Source organism: Enterobacter sp. EGD-HP1, assembly GCF_000733275.2.
Taxonomy (GTDB): domain Bacteria; phylum Pseudomonadota; class Gammaproteobacteria; order Enterobacterales; family Enterobacteriaceae; genus Enterobacter.
This window is the reverse complement of sequence record NZ_AVOP01000032.1, coordinates 15,741-34,118: the sequence shown is the minus strand read 5'-3', so window position 1 is coordinate 34,118 and position 18,378 is coordinate 15,741. Positions and strand designations below refer to the sequence as shown.

The 18,378-nt window shown below is 51.9% G+C and carries 18 protein-coding genes and 1 pseudogene; 6 read left to right on the top strand and 13 right to left on the bottom strand.

What is annotated here, in order from left to right; genetic code table 11:
- Window positions 1–7 precede the first annotated feature (7 nt).
- The 3 genes from N037_RS24910 to N037_RS15805 form a co-directional block, all read right to left on the bottom strand.
- The gene (locus N037_RS24910; protein ID WP_032642423.1) at window positions 8–148 is read right to left on the bottom strand and encodes an Ecr family regulatory small membrane protein; all 141 of its coding nucleotides are present in this window, start codon (window positions 146–148) and stop codon (window positions 8–10) included.
- Between the two features lie 73 nt (window positions 149–221).
- Complete coding sequence (locus tag N037_RS15810) at window positions 222–1,454, bottom strand: sensor domain-containing diguanylate cyclase (protein ID WP_023335902.1); 1,233 nt, start codon at window positions 1,452–1,454, stop codon at window positions 222–224.
- A gap of 92 nt (window positions 1,455–1,546) precedes the next feature.
- Window positions 1,547–3,676 carry a putative bifunctional diguanylate cyclase/phosphodiesterase gene (locus tag N037_RS15805; protein ID WP_032642105.1) on the bottom strand — a complete coding sequence of 710 codons (2,130 nt, stop codon included), beginning with the start codon at window positions 3,674–3,676 and terminating at the stop codon, window positions 1,547–1,549.
- Window positions 3,677–4,133: 457 nt separating this feature from the next.
- Here N037_RS15805 and N037_RS15800 point away from each other — a divergent pair, with 457 nt between their 5' ends.
- The 4 genes from N037_RS15800 (at window position 4,134) to dbpA (ending at window position 8,262) form a co-directional block, all read left to right on the top strand.
- Window positions 4,134–5,276 carry a methyl-accepting chemotaxis protein gene (locus tag N037_RS15800; RefSeq protein ID WP_082440900.1) on the top strand — a complete coding sequence of 381 codons (1,143 nt, stop codon included), beginning with the start codon at window positions 4,134–4,136 and terminating at the stop codon, window positions 5,274–5,276.
- A 145-nt stretch (window positions 5,277–5,421) separates the two neighbouring features.
- On the top strand, window positions 5,422–6,405 hold the full coding sequence (gene zntB, locus N037_RS15795; protein ID WP_023335899.1) for a zinc transporter ZntB: 984 nt from the start codon (window positions 5,422–5,424) through the stop codon (window positions 6,403–6,405).
- A 273-nt stretch (window positions 6,406–6,678) separates the two neighbouring features.
- Window positions 6,679–6,861, top strand: a complete 183-nt coding sequence (ynaL, locus tag N037_RS25265; protein ID WP_071787463.1) for a proline-rich small protein YnaL — start codon at window positions 6,679–6,681, stop codon at window positions 6,859–6,861.
- 27 nt (window positions 6,862–6,888) lie between these two features.
- Window positions 6,889–8,262, top strand: a complete 1,374-nt coding sequence (gene dbpA / locus N037_RS15790; protein ID WP_023335898.1) for an ATP-dependent RNA helicase DbpA — start codon at window positions 6,889–6,891, stop codon at window positions 8,260–8,262.
- A 42-nt stretch (window positions 8,263–8,304) separates the two neighbouring features.
- Here the strand turns inward: dbpA and ttcA are convergent, their stop codons facing one another.
- The 10 genes and pseudogenes from ttcA to N037_RS15740 all read right to left on the bottom strand — a co-directional run bounded on the left by ttcA (window position 8,305) and on the right by N037_RS15740 (window position 17,416).
- On the bottom strand, window positions 8,305–9,240 hold the full coding sequence (ttcA, locus tag N037_RS15785) for a tRNA 2-thiocytidine(32) synthetase TtcA (RefSeq protein WP_032642101.1): 936 nt from the start codon (window positions 9,238–9,240) through the stop codon (window positions 8,305–8,307).
- 49 nt (window positions 9,241–9,289) lie between these two features.
- A complete protein-coding gene (locus N037_RS15780; RefSeq protein ID WP_032642100.1) occupies window positions 9,290–10,528 on the bottom strand; it encodes a site-specific integrase in 1,239 nt (412 codons plus the stop codon).
- A 1-nt stretch (window position 10,529) separates the two neighbouring features.
- Entirely contained in the window at window positions 10,530–10,742 is a 213-nt protein-coding gene (gene xisR, locus N037_RS15775) for an excisionase family protein (protein ID WP_014884030.1), read from the bottom strand.
- Window positions 10,743–10,806: 64 nt separating this feature from the next.
- Window positions 10,807–11,049: a DUF4060 family protein gene (locus tag N037_RS15770; RefSeq protein ID WP_020882485.1), complete on the bottom strand. Its 243-nt coding sequence runs from the start codon at window positions 11,047–11,049 to the stop codon at window positions 10,807–10,809.
- 38 nt (window positions 11,050–11,087) lie between these two features.
- Complete coding sequence (locus tag N037_RS15765; protein ID WP_032642098.1) at window positions 11,088–12,173, bottom strand: RecT family recombinase; 1,086 nt, start codon at window positions 12,171–12,173, stop codon at window positions 11,088–11,090.
- A 9-nt stretch (window positions 12,174–12,182) separates the two neighbouring features.
- Window positions 12,183–15,320: a RecE family exodeoxyribonuclease gene (locus N037_RS15760; RefSeq protein ID WP_032642095.1), complete on the bottom strand. Its 3,138-nt coding sequence runs from the start codon at window positions 15,318–15,320 to the stop codon at window positions 12,183–12,185.
- Between the two features lie 139 nt (window positions 15,321–15,459).
- Entirely contained in the window at window positions 15,460–15,624 is a 165-nt protein-coding gene (locus N037_RS25100) for a YdaE family protein (protein ID WP_032642092.1), read from the bottom strand.
- A pseudogene (locus N037_RS25260) lies at window positions 15,617–15,772 on the bottom strand (hypothetical protein); the annotation flags it as partial. The pseudogene N037_RS25260 and the gene N037_RS25100, both read right to left, overlap by 8 nt.
- Before the next feature lie 324 nt (window positions 15,773–16,096).
- Window positions 16,097–16,954 (bottom strand): DUF7946 domain-containing protein, encoded by an 858-nt coding sequence (locus N037_RS15745; protein ID WP_032642088.1) that lies wholly within the window; start codon window positions 16,952–16,954, stop codon window positions 16,097–16,099.
- 78 nt (window positions 16,955–17,032) lie between these two features.
- Window positions 17,033–17,416: a helix-turn-helix domain-containing protein gene (locus N037_RS15740; RefSeq protein ID WP_032642421.1), complete on the bottom strand. Its 384-nt coding sequence runs from the start codon at window positions 17,414–17,416 to the stop codon at window positions 17,033–17,035.
- A gap of 102 nt (window positions 17,417–17,518) precedes the next feature.
- On the opposite strand from N037_RS15740, the gene N037_RS15735 reads away from it, so the two are divergent.
- Together N037_RS15735 and N037_RS15730 are read left to right on the top strand one after the other, a co-directional pair.
- Window positions 17,519–17,746: a transcriptional regulator gene (locus N037_RS15735; protein WP_032642086.1), complete on the top strand. Its 228-nt coding sequence runs from the start codon at window positions 17,519–17,521 to the stop codon at window positions 17,744–17,746.
- 2 nt (window positions 17,747–17,748) lie between these two features.
- Window positions 17,749–18,300, top strand: coding sequence for a toxin YdaT family protein (locus N037_RS15730; RefSeq protein WP_032642084.1), 552 nt, complete (start codon window positions 17,749–17,751; stop codon window positions 18,298–18,300).
- Window positions 18,301–18,378: the final 78 nt, after the last annotated feature.

Genomic DNA, 18,378 nt, shown 5'->3' with positions numbered 1-18,378 from the left:
ACGTGCGTTACGGCGCATCGAAGGTTGGGTAAAGACTATTTTCAAAAAACTCTACGAGATACCAGATCTCACCGCTAAAAATAAACCAGAAGCCAAATATAATAAGGAGTAAAATAATTAAGGTGAGTATTATTTCTGTTCTTCCCATTGTAGCTTTACCCACCTGAAGCTCATTGATTCGAGGTGGGCATTGTAGCGGGGCTTTCCTGGATACTCCAGTTTCATGCCGCAAGGACCTTATTGCGTCCGTCATTTTTAGCGCGATACAGCGCATCGTCCACACGCTTAAACAGCTCATCAATACTCTCCCCCTGATCGTGCCGCGCCACGCCAATACTGACGGTAAATCGCGGTAATCCCGGGATAGTAATACGGGCAACGGCTGCACGGACTGACTCGGCAATCTGCAACGCGGTATCAAGAGAGGTATGCGGCAGCAGGATGACGAACTCTTCACCTCCCCAGCGGAACACCATGTCACCCTCCCGACTACAGGCTTCCAGCGTTCGGGAAAGGGTGATAAGCACCTCATCGCCTTTCAGGTGGCCGAACAGGTCATTAATGTTTTTGAAATGGTCGGTATCCACCAGCAGCAGGCTAAATTGCTGCTGCGCAGGAAGTTTATTCAGGTTGCTTTGATCGGTAATTGCGTAGAACTGTCGGCGGTTGAGTAGCCCTGTCATGGAGTCACGTAACGCCGCATGTTCCAGCTCCTGCTCCAGCCTTTTTTGCTCGGTGATGTCGTGGATGATGCATAGCATCAGCTTGTCACCGTAGATCTCAATGGGCCCGGCATACGTTTGAACGTGGCGGGTGGATCCATCGGCAAGGCGGTGAACAAAATTGAGCGGCTTGTGTCCGCCGGGCAGTGCGGCAATCGCAGTCATAATGGGCATCACATCACGCCCCAGGGTGTTGATTTCCCAGGTATGCTTACTGCACATGTCATCGTGCGAATAACCATAAAAATTGAGCGCGGCCAGGTTAGCATCGACGATTTGACCATCGCGGGCAGGATCGATTAGCAGCATCGGCGCGCTGTTGGTCAGAAAAAAGCGCGCATAAAAACCCTGTTTTTTCCGCCGGTAGGTGGCGGAACGGCTGGCCTTCAATCCTGAGAGTATCTGTGGGGCGATCCCCTCGAAAACAATCACATTTCCCCAGGGGGCGTAGTGGGCGAGCGAAAGACGACAGCTTAACGCCGTATCCTGTCCCTCCCGGCTTATTGTCCAGATTTCAACGATCTCCTGCTCTGTTTTCAGTTCAGGGACATACATCGACAGGAGGGTTTGCGCACTGGCAGAGTAGATCCCTTTGCGCAGGTCATTGAGTGTTTTATCTCCCATGACCTGCGTTGCGGCCACATTCGCAAAAATGATCTGTTCCGACACGGGTGAAATGAGCCACACGGGTGTTTTAATTACATTCAACGCATCAAAACAAGGTTGTGACATAGGCATTTCCTGTTCATCGGCACAGTGTGCCTGATATTCATGACAGAATTGACTCGCATGTACTCTTTGGAAACATACTCTACAAAATCCTGTCAGGCATGGCTTTTTTGCGAAATAAATGTGGGGTCCGTTTGAATTTTATTAATGGGTATAATTTGCCTGTCGGAGTTTATCTGCAGAAGCAGCCATGGCACCTGGTCGGCAGGTAAGGGGCGGGAGAAAAGATACCCCTGAAGATAGTCGCAGCCGAGACGGGTGAGGACCGCCTGCTGTTCTTCCGTTTCGATCCCTTCTGCCACCACATTCATCTCCATGGTCCGGGCAATGCTGATGATGGTTTCAACCAGCTTATAGCTTTTTTCATTTTCCAGCATCGAGGTTACAAAGCTTCTGTCGATCTTGAGTTCTTTAGCCGGAAGCACGCTGAGCATCAGCAGGTTGGAATAGCCCGTACCAAAATCATCGATCGAGACCGTGATCCCCGCCTGATTAAACGCATTGAGCAACTCAATGCTGCGGTCAAGATTTTTAAGCGCAGTGCTCTCCGTTACCTCAAGGATCAGCCGGGACGGAGACAGGTTATATTTTTCCAGCATCGACGAAATGATAGGGAAAATGTCCGGCTGCTCGAACTGGACGGGGGAGAGGTTGAGCGACAAGGTCCACTGGCTGAACCCTTGTTCAGTCCAGAAATGAAGCTGTCGGCATGCCGCTTCAATGGCCCAGTTACCTACCGGAATAATTAAGCCGGTTTGTTCCAGCGAAGGGATAAACAGATTAGGCAGCACAACCCCTTGCTCAGGATGTCGCCAGCGCAGAAGGGCTTCAAAACCGTGAATGGTTTTCTCACCCGCATGCCAGGTTGGCTGGTACCACAGTTCAAACTGATCGCGTTCAAGCGCCTGAGAGAGCTCCTGCAGGAAACCGGGTTTCGCCGGGATCGCTGTTGACATCTCGGCCCGGTAAATCACCCAGCCGTTGCGGCCATCTTCTTTAACGCGATGCAAAGCTGCATCCGCCTTGAGCTTCAGCTCGTGCAGCGTTTCGCCATCCTGAGGATAGAGGCTGACGCCCGCGCTGATCGTCGTGCTCAACGTATGTCCACAGATAGACAGAGGGCGTCGTACATCCTCCAGCAACGAGGTGAGCAGGGCGTTGAGCTTGTCGTCATCACATTCCGGCACCAGCAGGATAAAAGCATCCCCTCCCAGCCTTGCCAGGGTCATCTCGCGCGTGAGTCGGGCCGTGATGCGCTGTGCGACGGTGATCAATAGCTCATCACCGACGCTGTGCCCCCACGTATCGTTAACGCGTTTGAAGTGATCGACATTCAGGAAAATAACCGCAAAAGGCTTCTTGCTTAGCAGCGCGCTGCGCAGACAATCCTGCATGCGGAGATCCATCTGGTGGCGGTTTGCGAGCCCGGTGAGCGCGTCAAAACGCGCCTGTAGCTCAAGCTGACGATTGAGCTGCTGCAGATTATCCGTCAGCCGACTGGTGCGCCGGTGGGAATCGATAAGTGAAATGATTAACATCACGCCGAGCAGGCAGAGCGTGGTGACCGAAACCCAGATGGATAACCCTAGCTCCCCAATCCCACCGGGCAGGGTATGCGCCATTTCCTGAAACTGCGCGGCGCTCATGCCGGTATAATGCATCGCACAGATGGCAGCAGCCATGACGAAGGCCGCGATAATGCGATTGATAAAGACGCCTTTATGTTTATCCCGCAGACGGAAAGCCAGCCACAGCGCCGTACCGGAGGCAACAACGGCAATACCCACGGACACCCCCACAATGCGGCGATCCCAGATGATGCTGCCATCCAGCATCAGGGCCGCCATACCGATGTAGTGCATAGACACCACGCCAGCGCTCAGGATCGCCGTAGCAAAGATCAGTCGAAAGGGAGACAGTTTTTGGCCCGCGACGGCAATATTAAGTGCCGTGGTCGATGCAACCACCGCGACGCCCAGTGATGCAAGGGTTAACCAGAGGTCGTAGCTCATCATCATGGGCATTTGCATCGACAGCATGCCGATAAAGTGCATCGACCAAATGCCAATGCCAAGCGTGACCCCACCGGCAATGCGCCAGAACAGGGCAGCCTTTCGGCTGGAAAGGGGGATCTTTCCGGCGCTGTCCAGCGCCACAAAGGAGGCGATAAACGCCACCAGATAAGAGATAGCGATTAACACAGGGTCCCACGATATATTGAGCATTATGCAATCCCACGCCTGAGAGGGTTACCGGTTTCGCCTGCCGGGTACATCTTTATCGGGCAACGAACATGCGCATTAAAACCATATTAGTTATTTATCGTGAAAAATGACCAGTCATATTAATACTCTAAAACTTATTAAGAATATAAAATATATTCTCTTTGTTAATGTATTAAGCATTGCTAAACCAAAACGAATAACTGTAGCAAAGCTCCTTAAATATGAGGGCGATCGTATCGTCTCACCGCGGGCGATACTATCGCTTAACATGGCTGGAGACCAGTATGACAGCATCCTACGCAGAACATTTTCACTAATACGCTCTTTTTATCTGACTTAAGGCAAATCTCAGGATGCTAACGGCGAAACCAAAAACAAGCGTCGTTTGCGATGAAAAACTTCTGGGCCAATGCTATAAGTCTAAGTGCCGACCAAAATATAAAACGTGGGTATTATCATGCTAAAGAATATTAGTGTCAGGACCTTTATTATCGGGTTCCTGTTATCTCTTTTTTTGGTAAATGCGGGTGTCGTTGTTCTATTTTCCAGCAGTCCAGCTCTCTTTATTTCGCTTAATGTCATCAATTTCGTTGCGCTATTTTTACTCTGGGTCTATATGACAAAGTTTCTTGTAACGCCAATCAATACGGTGAAGAGAAGTATTGAAGAGGTGACCGCAGGAAACCTTGGTGTATCTATCCCTGAATTTGGCAATAACTGTGCGGGCCGGCTCATCCCGGGGATAAACAGCCTTTCCGGCAATATTGCGACGCTGGTGCGTGAGATCAGGGCGTCATCTCAGACCGCCATGACCTTGTCGGATCAACTCTCGGCACGTAGCGCTCAGCTATCGGTGAAAACCGAGCAGCAGTCTGCGTCTTTGGTGCAAACTGCAGCCAGCATGGAGCAAATGGCCGCGAGCACCAAAAACAATGCCGATAACACCCGCCTGGCGAGCGAGCAGGCAAATGTGGCGACGTTACAGGCGCGTAAGGGGGGCGAGCTGATGGGGCAGGTCGCCAGCAATATGCAGTCCATTACCGAATGCGCGCAGCAGATGACGGAGATTATCTCGCTGATTGACGGCATTGCGTTCCAGACCAATATCCTGGCGCTCAATGCGGCCGTTGAGGCGGCAAGGGCCGGAGATCATGGAAAGGGTTTTTCTGTGGTCGCGGAAGAGGTCAGAAACCTGGCACACCGCAGCGCAGAGGCCGCGAAGAATATCAAAACGCTGATTGACGTCACCAGCAGTAACGTCACGCAGGGAGCCAGCGTTGTGTCACAGGCAGAGAAAAACATGCATGAAATCGTGACGGGTTCGGGGAATGTCAGCCGCTTAATGGACGACATTTCCGCGTCAACCTCAGAGCAGGAGAAAGGCATTTCTCAGATTACGCTGGCGCTATCAGAGCTGGAGCGGGTTACGCAAAGTAACGTGGCAATGGCAGAAGAACTCAACGGCTCCTCTGATGTACTGCGCAATCAGGTGATTGAGCTGCAGGCCCGAACGCGTAATTTCAGGCTCGATCCGGGTTCCTCTTCCTCATTACCTGGCGGCTCGCCATCCTTTCTTCAGCGGCCCGAGCACTCAATGTGACAGAACCTCAAAGCCTGGCATGCCAGGCTTTTTTACGCCTCTGTCCAATTCCTGAGCGATATCAGCGCGATGGGATACATAGTTGTTGCTTAACCCTTGATGACAGCTAGACTGACACCGAAAGAGCTAAAAAGGTGGAGGTGCTGTGGAAAGCATTAAAGGATCAGAACTTAACGTTCCAGATGCAGTTTTTGCGTGGGTGCTGGATGGTCGCGGCGGTGCCCGCCCGCTGGAAGACAATGATGTGATCGATAGTGCGCATCCCTGCTGGCTACATCTGAACTATACCCACCCGGACAGCGCTGACTGGCTGGCATCGACCCCGCTTTTGCCTAACAACGTGCGCGATGCGCTGGCGGGGGAAAGCCTGCGTCCGCGCGTGAGCCGAATGGGCGACGGTACGCTGATCACTTTGCGATGCATCAACGGCAGTACGGATGAGCGTCCTGATCAGCTGGTTGCGATGCGTGTCTATATGGACGATGGGCTGATTGTCTCCACCCGGCAGCGTAAAGTCCTCGCGCTGGATGACATCGTCAACGATCTGAAAGAGGGCACCGGACCGGTCGACTGCGGCAGCTGGCTTGTGGACGTCTGTGACGCGCTTACCGATCACGCGAGCGAGTTTATTGAAGAGCTGCACGACAAAATCATCGACCTGGAAGATAACCTGCTCGATCAGCAGATCCCGCCGCGCGGTTTTCTGGCCCTGTTGCGTAAGCAGTTGATTGTGATGCGTCGCTATATGACGCCGCAGCGCGACGTGTACGCGCGTCTGGCCAGCGAGCGGCTCGCCTGGATGAATGACGATCAGCGACGCAGAATGCAGGATATCGCCGACAGGCTGGGGCGCGGGCTGGATGAAATTGATTCCTGTATTGCCAGAACGGCGGTGATGGCGGACGAAATCGCGCAGGTGATGCAGGAGTCGCTGGCGAGAAGAACCTATACGATGTCCCTGATGGCGATGGTCTTTTTACCCAGCACGTTTCTTACCGGGCTGTTTGGCGTGAACCTGGGCGGAATTCCGGGGGGCGCTTATCGCTACGGCTTTACCGCGTTTTGCGTCATGTTAGTTGTTTTGATTGGTGGTGTTGCATGGTGGTTGCATCGTAGTAAATGGCTGTAAATTTACGCTTTTTTCATCTTTTTCGGGGATCAAAACGCTCTTTTAATTGAGCGAAGTCAATAAACATCTACCCCGTAAGGTGCAATATGACTCCCGCAGGTGAATGCAACGTCAAGCGATGGGCGTTGCGCTCCATATTGTCTTACTTCCTTTTTTGAATTACTGCATAGCACAATTGATTCGTACGACGCCGACTTCATAGTCGGCTTTTTTTTGCCTCCTGATTCTCAGCGTCTACCCTAAAAGGGACGACAGCAAATTCTGGAGGGAATGATGAGCATCCTGAACGCTCTGCTACTGCAACAATCGCGTCAATCCGATCCTATCCCCAGCGATCCGGTGCCAATGCCCGATCCCATCCCGCGCCCGCAGCCGATGCCCGACCCGCCGCCAGACGAAGAACCGATTAAATTGTCGCATCGGACCGCGAGATCTGCGAGGATACGCGCCATCTGACCGCAAAGATGACCACGAGAGACTATTGTGACCGCTTTTTCTACCCTGAATGTTTTGCCTGCCGCCCAACTCGATAACCTCAACGAGTTGGGATACCTCACGATGACGCCTGTTCAGGCAGCCGCGTTGCCCGCTATTCTCGAGGGCCGTGACGTGCGCGTGCAGGCGAAAACGGGCAGCGGGAAGACGGCGGCATTTGGCCTTGGTCTGTTGCAGCACATTGATGCGGCGCTTTTTCAGACCCAGTCTCTGGTGCTGTGCCCGACTCGCGAGCTGGCAGACCAGGTTGCGGGTGAACTGCGTCGACTGGCGCGTTTCCTGCCCAACACCAAGATTTTAACTCTGTGCGGGGGGCAGCCGTTCGGCGCGCAGCGTGACTCACTCCAGCATGCGCCGCACATCATTGTCGCCACACCCGGACGCCTGCTGGATCACCTCCAGAAAGGCACCGTCTCGCTGGATGCGTTACAAACGCTGGTGATGGATGAGGCAGACAGGATGCTGGATATGGGCTTCAGCGATGCGATTGACGAGGTGATTCGTTTCGCACCGGCCGACCGCCAGACGCTGCTGTTCTCGGCAACCTGGCCAGACGCTATCGCCGCCATCAGCGGGCGCGTGCAAAAAAATCCACTCACCATTGAAATCGACAGCGTAGATGCGCTGCCCGCCATTGAGCAGCAGTTCTTTGAAACCTCGCAGCAGGGGAAAATCCCGCTCCTGCAAAAATTGCTGAGCCAGCATCAGCCTGCGTCCTGCGTGGTGTTCTGTAATACCAAAAAAGACTGTCAGTCGGTCTGTGATACCCTCAATGCCGCCGGACAGAGCGCATTGTCGTTGCACGGCGATCTGGAACAGCGCGATCGCGATCAGACGCTGGTCCGTTTCGCTAACGGCAGCGCCCGTGTTCTTGTTGCAACCGACGTCGCCGCGCGCGGTCTGGACATTAAATCCCTTGAGCTGGTCGTGAACTATGAACTGGCGTGGGATCCCGAAGTGCATGTGCACCGTATTGGCCGTACCGCACGTGCAGGGAACAGCGGTCTGGCGATCAGCCTTTGTGCACCGGAAGAGGCGCAGCGCGCTAATATTTTGTCTGAGATGCTGCAGATTAAGCTGAACTGGATGAATGCCCCTGCTGGCGTAAGCCTGGTGCCGCTGGAAGCCGAAATGGCGACGCTGTGCATTGATGGCGGTAAAAAAGCCAAGATGCGTCCAGGTGACGTATTAGGCGCGCTGACCGGGGATGTGGGTCTGGACGGAGCGGATATCGGTAAGATTGCTGTCCATCCCGCGCATGTCTATGTGGCGGTTCGCCAGGCGGTGGCCCATAAAGCATGGAAGCAGCTGCAAAACGGGAAAATTAAGGGTAAAACCTGTCGTGTACGCCTGCTGAAATAAAGAATGAAGCGTCTCAGATGGTGTTTCTGAGACGCTAATCGCTTACTTCACTTCAAGCACGTTCAGACGTAACTCTTCTAACTGATTGTCATCTTCTTCCGGCTGCCAGCCAGCAGGCTGCATGGGGATATCTTCCCGGTCAAACGCCAGGTCACCGCCATTCACCACGTCTGAGTCATGGTTGATGCCTTTAAAGTCGAACAGCTCCACATCCGCGAGATGAGAAGGGACGACGTTCTGCATCGCGCTGAACATGGTTTCGATACGACCCGGATAACGTTTATCCCAGTCGCGCAGCATGTCGCCAATTACCTGACGCTGCAGGTTCGGCTGAGAGCCGCAGAGGTTACATGGAATGATCGGGAACCCTTTCGCCTGAGAAAAACGCTCAATGTCTTTTTCACGGCAGTATGCAAGCGGGCGAATCACAATGTGTTTACCGTCATCGCTCATCAGTTTAGGCGGCATGCCTTTCATCTTGCCGCCGTAGAACATGTTGAGGAACAGCGTTTGCAGGATATCGTCGCGGTGATGGCCCAGCGCAATTTTGGTCGCGCCCAGCTCCGTCGCGGTACGATACAGAATGCCGCGGCGCAGACGAGAGCAGAGTGAACAGGTGGTTTTCCCTTCCGGGATTTTCTCTTTCACAATGCCGTAGGTATTTTCTTCTACGATTTTGTACTCAACGCCCAGCTTCTCGAGGTATTCCGGCAGGATATGCTCCGGAAAGCCCGGCTGTTTCTGGTCAAGGTTGACTGCCACCAGGGAAAATTTCACCGGTGCACTTTGCTGAAGATTGCGCAGGATCTCCAGCATGGTGTAGCTGTCTTTACCCCCTGACAGGCAAACCATGATGCGATCGCCTTCTTCAATCATGTTGAAGTCTGCAATGGCTTCGCCCACGTTACGGCGCAGTCGCTTTTGCAGTTTGTTCAGGTTGTATTGCTCTTTCTTTGTATTTGATTGATTTTCTTGCATTTATTACTACCTTCGGAGCCAGTAGGGGCATAATAGGGGCAAAAATTTTTCAGCGTGCCAGCTTATCGTTAAGCATCAGCACCTGTTCGCCATTCAATTCTTCAATCCACGCACCGTAGACTTCATAAACCATTTGCGCGTTTTCATGCCCCATCTGGCTGGCTATGAAAGACGGGTTAGCGCCGGCAGATAAAAGCCAGCAGGCAAAAGTATGCCGCGTATGGTACGGATTCCGGCGGCGAATACCAGCACGTTTTACAGCTGCGTTAAATCTGGAGCCGATACTCGATAAAGAGTAGTAGGCCTTCTGTATGCCCTTGCGCATCCTGGGCATGAAAACAAACCGCAGGTTCTGATATTCCATCGCACCATACTCTCGGTGATGAAACACAATCTCGGTTTTGGGCTGTAACGAAGTCAGTGTACGCTGTGCCTTCAAGGCCTCTAGTGCTGGCTCTAATAGCGTGATAACTCGATCACCTGCATCGGTTTTGGGTGGGACGAACATTCCTAGCGCATTAAGGTTGCGCTGTATATGAGCCGTACCTTTTTCCCAGTCGATATCTTCCCAGGCAAGAGCTGCAAGCTCTCCATGACGGACACCAGTATAAACTGCGAACGTCCACATATTGAGGCTTTGGCCACGCTCGGATTTCGCAAGCAAACTAAACTCCTGCTTCGTTAAAGGATCCGGTTTTACTTTCCCTTTGTGTAGTTTCTTGATCCCTTCAAAGGGTTTGCCACTGATAAAGCCAGATTTGTGTGCAAACCGAAGAAGGGAGCACAGAAGCGATATATAGTTGTTCACGGTACGCACAGTACGTCCCTGTTTGTTACTTCTGGGATTTGCCAGGTAAAGTGTCTCACCGTTCAACAGCTCCTTCCTGTATTTCAGAATGTCGCTGTGGCGTATAGTTGAAACAGGCGTATCTCCGTTGATGATGTGCATTAACGTACCGAGTTGTGAGCGCGTCTTACGCATGGTATTCGCGCTAATTTCGGTTTCTTTAATGCTCGTCCACAGTTCACACAGCTCTGAAAAGGTTTGAACTGAAACAGTGGTTACGGTTTTTTTTGCTCTGGACGATGAAGGAAAGCGCTGGTGGTAATCAAACTCTCCAAGGTTGATCTCACTAACGATCACAGATCGAAGATTTCCGGCTTTTTTGATGTTCGCCGGAGTGTTAATCCAACCTTTGAGAATTTCGCGGCAACGCTTTCCCCGGTACATAAACCAGATACAAATCTTATTGTTTCTGATTTCGACACCTGTAGGCAAAGCTGCCATCTTACGCATCCCTTATTAACTGATTAATTCTCGGATAGTTGTACCAGGTTGTGCCACGCAAGGTTTTTTCTCCGGAAGGAGAAACCCGTTTAAAATGGACACCTTCCACCCAACAGCCCTGGCGATACTTCTCAATCTGTCGTTCGGTCAGGCCTGTTTTTTCTGTGAGCCTGGCGCCAACAACCCATTCTTCGTTAAAAATTACCTGCGACATGGTTCACCTCAGGTAACCGGCATGAGTATAGATATGCCGGTCTTCAGTCGTTGATATTTCAGTTTCAGTTTGCCTGGCCGGGCAGGGAACGCAGTCGGCGCATGCCGGTCATTGCGGTGGCCACGTAGCTTGCCTTGCAGTTGACCACTTCAACCCAGACCTTCACGCCTTCCACTCTCACCGTATAGGTCTCTTTCATCTTGCTGCGCCCATAGTCGCCGTATCTTTGCTGGTGGGCTGCGAGTGCGATTTCACATGCCTGGCGAGCTAAAGGGGATTGCTTACTGCCTCGATTAATCAGTCGCATTTCTTCTCCTTGAGGGAGGGTTTCCCCTCCCGATCTCGTTAGTCCACGTATTCCGGTTTCATATCCGCCAGGGTGATGCTGAACTGACCATGCAGTTCGTCGCCCAGATGGCGTTTCGACGATGCAAGAACGCGCTCTACTTCTGCGAACCGCGCAGCTGCATCGGGCTCATCTGAAGGTGGCAAGGAATTGATGGCTGCTTCGACTTTGTTCCGTGCATCAACCAGGTAATAACGCTTCACGGCCTTGTTTTTCAGCTCAGTGAACAGGGCAGAACCCAGCGTTGCTTTCACGGTTTCAATATCTGCGCGCAGAGCTTTAGCGCTATCCACATCCTGAGCCGCCTCGATGCGATCACGGAAATCATCAGCAAGTGCATCGATGTTTTGAGCTGATTCCTGAGCCGTTTGAGTCGTAGTGACGTTGTCACCTGAAATGTCTGCAAGGCTTACGTGCTGCGCCGGTGCTGGGTTTACCTCTCGTTCTTCACGGCGATCATCCAGTTCATCCGGGGTGTAGACGCCCAGAATCACATCCGGGCAGAACAGTCTCGCCCAACGTTTGACGGCCAGATATGCCAGCTGCTGGCGAGGGTCATCAGCCCACAGGGTAGAGTTTCTGGTGCGGGCCTGAGCCAGCAGTAAATCAAGTTCCCTCGGCTGCTCTTCGCCTTTCAGGGTTGCGCGGATAATGATGCCGATCCCGGCTTCGTCAGCCAGGGTCCAGCCCGGAACGCGGTACTCGCCTTTGTCGCCTTTACGGATATTGAATTTTCCAACTACCTTTTCCCATGGCCCGTACCATTCATATTCAAAGCGGCTGGCCAGCACGCCGCTGCGTGAAATTACGGCATTAACCAGCTGCGCTTCATACCCGAGCACACCGTTAATCAGGTGCGTTTTCTGCGCCACGGCAAAGGGATTCATCTGCCACTGTGCTGCTTGCATCGCTACAGCCATGCAGTCGGCTTGATTACCCTGAAGGTGTTTAGGAACGGTCGCGGTGCCCTGGGCCATAATCTGCGCGAACGTGCTGATGGCGTTCAGATACTGGGAATCGAACAAAGCCACGTTGGAGTTAATAACGGTGTTCTGGTCAGCAACGGTAACGTTTGTGTTATGCATAAATCCCCCTTAAGCCTGAGCGCGCAGCGCTTCGAGGCGGCGCAGGTCGAAGTCGTTCAGTTCATCGGTGTAATCGGTAGTGATCGGCGCTGGCCATTCACCCGTGTCGAATCCGGTTGCGATGGCGCGCATTGTTTTGCGGTACTCGAGCATGCCCAGTTCCAGCAGTTCGGTTGACGCCTCGATGATGGCGATCCAGTGGTAGTTCTCGTCTTTGTTGACGAAAATCCAGAAGAACTGGTCCAGGGCCGCGGTCTCGCAATACATTGCCGCGCTGAGGTGGTAGTCCCGGTCAATGATTTCCCGGTGCAGCCTGGCCCGCAGGCTTTCCTGCTTCACATTCCACATGCTGATGGTTTTCAGGTCCGCACCGATGCGCACGCCGTCCAGTTCAATCTCCAGGTCAGGGCGTACACGCACTTCTAATCCGGTTTCGTCGTCGAAACCGAAATAGCTCACTTCAACGGCGCGGCTTGGATGTGTCAGCAGCATGCCCGCGGTCGGGTGCGCCAGTAGTGCGGACTGAATTGCCCGCGCTGTGGCCAGCTGCTGGCGGGTAACCAGAATCTTTTCGCCAGGGTTGTCGCGCCAGGCATCCAGCAGTTCGTCGGCGAATATGGCGTCGGGCTTAACCGACTTAACCGCCTGGATCATGTCTGCTTTGCTGCCGGAGACTTTCAGCGGCGTCGGTTTCTGCGCTTCCTGTGCGACCAGATCAGGATTGATGATCGCTAATTGCTCGAGTAGCGCATCACGGCTGCCGCTGGTTTTAACCGGCGTCTGCAGAGTGGCGTTGTACTCTTTAATGCATGCCTTCATTGCCGTTGCTGTCTGCTTCTGGCCTTCTTCAATACGCTGGTACTCAGCAGGGAGAGCCATATAGCTTTGAGCCGTTTCTTCCAGGCTCGCGCCAAGCGGCACTGGGGCGGGAAGGGATGCGTTATGTTCTTCAAGCAACGCTTTAATCTCGTCAGCGCTCAGCAGTGCCGGCAGGCTGGCGTTGTACGCGTCGATGAACTCACGCAGAGTTGCGGTGGTCGTAAACGCATCTTCAGGGATCTCAGGTTCGATGCTGAACTCTGCTTCGAGGTTTTCCGGCTGCAATGCAAGGGCGTGCACCAGGTTTCCCATGTCCAGCACTTTGGATGCTGTGCGCGGGATAGTTTTAGCCACATGGCGCGCGTTGAAGTACATCAGGCTGACGCGGGCATCCTTTACCTGGGTTGAGCTAATACCGTTTGCTGCGTGATAAACATCATTCGGCAGACCTTCGTAGCGGCCAGGCTCGAAGTAGGCCGGGTATTCGATTACGGGCTTTGACTGCTGCTCTTCCGGCGCTATGGAATCTGTCTGCGTATTAGCTGCATCAGCGCCTTCGCCCGGTGGTACCGAACCAACATCTTCGTCTTTCTCTGACTTAGCCGTTTCCATCTGCACATCGCTGGTGGTCTCCGCTGCGTTTTCCGTTTTTTCGACTTCATTTGAGGTGGTATTGATGCCCGGGGCGGTATTTCCAACCATCAGACCATCGATGGAGAACACTCCACTGCCGAGATTTTCAACCTGCGGTTGTTCAACAGGTGCTTCGGTCTCAACAGCCGGAGTAGACAGCGGCAGCAACTCCACAGCAGAGTTAAACTCAGCCGTCATGGTTTTATTCACAAACTCAAGATGAGCCGCTGGCGTGTGATGAATGTTTTCTGGTGCGATGCGGATCAGATTGAAGATTGCCGCACGGTTCACCGCCAGTACGCCGGGCTGATTACGCAGGATGGCGCTCCATGATTTCCATGGTTCTTCTTTCTTCGCCACGATTTCTTTGGCGCGACGTAAAACGCTTGAGGGGATTTCAAAGTGATGGAAATCCATAGGCAGCAGGGCACAGGCGATCTCAAGATCGAGAGTGTCCAGAGTGTGGTGCGCGCCTTCGCCGCGATCCGTCACATAGCCACCGTCTGCATTGGTACCAGAATCAATACGCTGAACATTACTGATGCGATTTTTGGTTGCCCATTCGCGAACGAGAATGCCGCGGTCAATATAATCAGTCGCCGCCCAGATTCGGGTAAAACGGAGAACCAAAGCGAGTTCGTGGCGCTTCTCCTGGCTGAACACCTTGCGAATGGCGTCGGTATAGCGCCAAAGGTCTTTGGTATCGTAACCCTTCACCTCTTCGCAGTTTTCTGCCGCCAGCAGCAGGTTCTGGACATAGCTGTTGTCAGTGTCCATCTCCAGCGCGCTGATAGCTTCGTACTCTTCGCGGGTTAAGTGGTGGCGCAGTTCATTGGCGGTGAACTGGGCGAGTAGCTGCTTCCGGAACGGCATACGCACGACTGGATAACGAGTGGTTTCGTCATCATTCTCGTCAATCTGAAGACCGTTTTCAGGTTCTGGATCCTGACCGGTTGTAACATCGATGTCGTTAGTGCTTTCTGATTTGAGAAGAGAAAGCTTTCCGCTTCTCCACTCTTCAACTAACTGATTGCGGTCGCCAGCATCTGCTCTCGCCCAGTCAGCCATGAATGCAGCGATAATTTCAGTTTCGTGCGCTTCATCTGGCGCGAATACCTGCTTAATCGCCTGAACCAGTTTCCACTCAGCGTTCAGGCTGAGTTCGGCAACTTCAGGGATGTCGCTCTTCGCCAGCAGCAGGTTCTGGAGATAGGTGTTGCCTTCATCCAGTGACATTTCGCTGGCAGCGAGCTGCTGCTCTTTAGTGATGTGTGACTGGTATTTGTCGCTGGTCAGGTGGACGGCAAAACGAACCGCTGGAGTGCGGTTTTCAAGCGGGATACTCTCGACGATAGTTTCGACTTTAACGGTCGGTTCCGGTGCGGCAATGTTGTCAACGGCTTCAGTAGACTCAGCGCCAGCCTTTGGTAGCCAGGTGCGTCCATCGTCCTGGAGTTCGTAGCGTTTGCACCAGGTGTAATCCACGGTGCTTTCTTCAGGCAGATCGTTGTAAACAGGGAAATCGGTGCGAACCGGTTTTGAGTAATCCTTACCGCGGCCGGTTTCAATACCTGCATCTTCCAGCTCGACATCGAGCTGCAGGTTGGCGCGGGCTTCAGATTTCGCAGTGAACCAAATCACTGCGTCTTCTTTGCCAGATTTCTGCGTAGCCTTAACTACATAGAAAAATTCCATGTGAGATCCTCTTTTTGGATGTAAGATCCCCGGGCCAGAGATAGCGCCCATTGGGTGAACTTTGGTTTTTTAAGTAGTTTTCCGGTGTAACTTTGGTCGGGAGCACCGGACGTACGGGCCGCCTTGTGCGGCTTTTACGTTAGCTTTCGTGGGCCATCTGGTCGTACGAAGCACAACGTTCAGAGCAGTATTCTTTTTCTTTGCGCGCCAGCTGTGCGCCGTTGCGATAGAGAAGGGTACTTTTGACTACTTCCTCCGGTTCAACCGGCTTGCCGCAGTACCCGCATTTCGTTGAGTTACACATCTGGATTCCCCTTTTGCGCCAGCAGGTAGCACAGGCGGCGAAGAATCACCTCGAAGAAGTTCAGCTTTACAGCCTGCTGTCGTCCTGGTTTGCGTGCGAAATCAATCATTCTCACCCTCGTTTGCCTTATCGCCGGCCAGCGGAACGTTTAAACCTGATGCGCGTTAATCTCTCCACCTCATCCGACTATTCGTATGCCGTCGGCGGCTACTTCGTGGGCGTCCTGCCTTAGTGGTTCGTAGTGCGTCTTGGTGAAAGAGATTAAATCACTGGTTTATAGTTGTGTCAATCAATGGTTTTGATGATCGTAAATCGTCGGTTTATATTTAGGGTTTTTGTGAGGTAGCTGACGAAGTGCAGGCAAAAAAACTGACTCTATGGACGGGCACAATAGGTTCGGCATGGAGCTAGACGACAGAGTTGATTAGTGAGGATATAAAAAACCCGGCGCGACGGCCGGGTGATAGGGCAATTAATTGATATCCATTATGTATAGTTTACTTATGGCGCCTTTTCTAGCTACTGCCTTGGCGGTAACTGTAACACTGGCTGAAGAATCGTTGGGTGCATGCATAAATGCCTGTAGTGCTATGATGTATGGATTATCTCTTTTCATCACTGCCGGGTCACTGATTTCTGCAGTAATTCTTCTGGCTTGCTCGTCACCCAGGAAAACAATTTTCGCTGTTTTTTTTACACCGTCAAATTCGGTAATCAAAACTTGGTATTCTCTGAGGGGAATAACTTCATCATCCTCAAGCCTATCAATTATCTCTTTATCTGCTTCATTTATGACAAGAGGAGAAATTCCTTCTCCTGCTTTTATGCTGATTGTTGAGCAGGTATTTCCGATAGGGCTAACGGCTTGACGAACAGATGGACGCAACTCAGTCGCCATCTTATCGATCACATTAAGCAATCCTTGAATGGTGTCTTTATCTTTGTTTCCCAAGGCCTCAATTGCCTTGTCCAAGGAATCTTTTAAGTGTTTCATTTCCTCTTTTTTCTGAGCGTTACGAGAAAAAATGTACTGTATGAGCAAAGGAAGTATAGCGCCGGCTAACCCAGAGAACAATTGTTGTTGAGATACGAAACTTGTAACAGCATCTATCGAAAAACAATTACAGCGAGGATCTCTGGCATACACCTTCACCTCTTGAAGATCGGATCTTTTGTAATACTTTTGAGTTACGGCAAAATTACCTGCTGTAGATAAAATCTTCGCAAAACCCTGAAAAGATTCACCAAGAATATTTAATTCAACTTCGTGATTTTCAGCGTCTTTACCATCAAATCGGAGGGTAATCGTATTGTCTCGAATATGATCCATCTGATAATCCTGTCAAATAATTTGCTAAGCTTCCTGTGCTAAGACATGCTGATGCCCATTACCCGCTGAATAGATTCTTCACTGATCCTGTGACCGAATCCGCCCCTTCAAGTAGCGTTCATAAAGCTCATCAAGCTCTTTCAGGCGAATAGCAAATATGCGGAGCATGTTTTTCTGCTCTTCTTCGGGCAACTGACGGTAAAGCTCCAGTAGGCGCTGCTCATCCGGCTTGAGCCCATCTTTTTCTCCAACGTCTTCACCGAGTAGCCAGGCGACAGAAATGCCAACAGCGTCGGCAATAGCCAGCGCCGACTTTTTACTAATAACACCTTTTTTGAACCAGCCGTTAACGGCCTGAGGGGTGACTCCGGCTATACGTGCCATGTCTGCTTTGGTGACGCCACGATCGGTGATCTCAGAAAGTCGTTGTACCAAAACTTGGTTGGGTTCTTCTTTTCTCATAGGGTCATTGTAAATATTTGGTTTATACGCACAATAAATCATGAATTTGCATAGATTGTAAATCTATGGTTTACTTCTGCTATCAATAAGCAGGAGAAGCATATGTCCGCACTCGATAAAGCAATTAAAGCAGCTGGATCAGCCAGAAAGCTCAGTCTCGCACTTGGCGTGACGAGTATGTCTGTTAGTCATTGGAAAAATCGTGATCATGGGGTCGTCCCGTCCACTCACATTCTGCCTATCTTCAAGATGACAGGTGTAACCCCCCACGAACTACGCCCAGATCTCTATCCAAATCCCACTGATGGTTTACCTAAACAGGAGCCTTAACAATGCAAACTGTTTCATTTCAAAAGAGTAGCAGAGCTTCTTCTAACCCACTGATATTCACGTGTCATCAAAGCGAATCGACAGCCCAGGATATAGATCATCGTGATATCTGCTCAGCGGTCAGAGCTTGGGCAGCGGTAGAGGGGCGCATAGCCGTCGCTCTTCAGATCCAAGAAGCTGCGGATGAACTTCAACTTGAAGGTGTGGATTTCTCAGGCCAGGCCGATGTCTGGAACGTGAAGCTGTTCCGCTGGCTAGACAACAAAGAAGACTCCGCATCCTACCGTAGAAACGTCGAGCAGCTGGTGCCCGCGATCATGTCCGTATTACCGCTTCGATACCGCGACCGTGTCGTAAAGAACGACTCGTTTGCTTACCGAATGGCTCGGCTGGAAAAAGAGGTGAGTGAGGCGAAGCAAGCTTTGATGCTCGATGCACCGAAGAAGGAAAAGCTGAAGGAGTTAGGCGAGGGGATTTTCGAAATGTTCAGAGTCGATCCTGACCTTACGGCACCGCTGCTGGCGATGGTCACAACCATGCTGGGGGTAATGTGAAGACTTCAGAAAAGGCGAAAGCCGCGGTGCTCGAACACCAACGGCTTTCAGGTGCAAAAACGGAGTGTAATTGCGGAG